The organism is Streptomyces omiyaensis, assembly GCF_014650895.1.
Lineage (GTDB): Bacteria > Actinomycetota > Actinomycetes > Streptomycetales > Streptomycetaceae > Streptomyces > Streptomyces omiyaensis.
In genome coordinates this window covers 1-944 of sequence record NZ_BMVV01000087.1, presented here as the reverse complement: position 1 = coordinate 944, position 944 = coordinate 1, and the positions used below count along the sequence as shown (strand labels likewise).

The window sequence follows — 944 nt, the reverse complement described above, 5'->3', positions numbered from 1 at the left end:
TGAGCTGGGGGTGGCCGCAGAGACCAGCGAGAAGCGACTGTTTACTAAAAACACAGGTCCGTGCGAAGCCGTAAGGCGATGTATACGGACTGACGCCTGCCCGGTGCTGGAACGTTAAGGGGACCGGTTAGTGACCTTTCGGGGTTGCGAAGCTGAGAACTTAAGCGCCAGTAAACGGCGGTGGTAACTATAACCATCCTAAGGTAGCGAAATTCCTTGTCGGGTAAGTTCCGACCTGCACGAATGGCGTAACGACTTCTCGACTGTCTCAACCATAGGCCCGGTGAAATTGCACTACGAGTAAAGATGCTCGTTTCGCGCAGCAGGACGGAAAGACCCCGGGACCTTTACTACAGTTTGATATTGGTGTTCGGTTCGGCTTGTGTAGGATAGGTGGGAGACTGTGAAACAGCCACGCCAGTGGTTGTGGAGTCGCCGTTGAAATACCACTCTGGTCGTGCTGGATGTCTAACCTCGGTCCGTGATCCGGATCAGGGACAGTGTCTGATGGGTAGTTTAACTGGGGCGGTTGCCTCCCAAAGGGTAACGGAGGCGCCCAAAGGTTCCCTCAGCCTGGTTGGCAATCAGGTGTTGAGTGTAAGTGCACAAGGGAGCTTGACTGTGAGACCGACGGGTCGAGCAGGGACGAAAGTCGGGACTAGTGATCCGGCGGTGGCTTGTGGAAGCGCCGTCGCTCAACGGATAAAAGGTACCCCGGGGATAACAGGCTGATCTTCCCCAAGAGTCCATATCGACGGGATGGTTTGGCACCTCGATGTCGGCTCGTCGCATCCTGGGGCTGGAGTCGGTCCCAAGGGTTGGGCTGTTCGCCCATTAAAGCGGTACGCGAGCTGGGTTTAGAACGTCGTGAGACAGTTCGGTCCCTATCCGCTGTGCGCGTAGGAATATTGAGAAGGGCTGTCCCTAGTACGAGAGGACCGGGA

The 944-nt window shown here is 56.1% G+C and carries 1 rRNA gene; it reads left to right on the top strand.

The features are described from left to right. Positions 1-944, top strand: a 23S ribosomal RNA gene (locus tag IE287_RS38115); the annotation flags it as partial.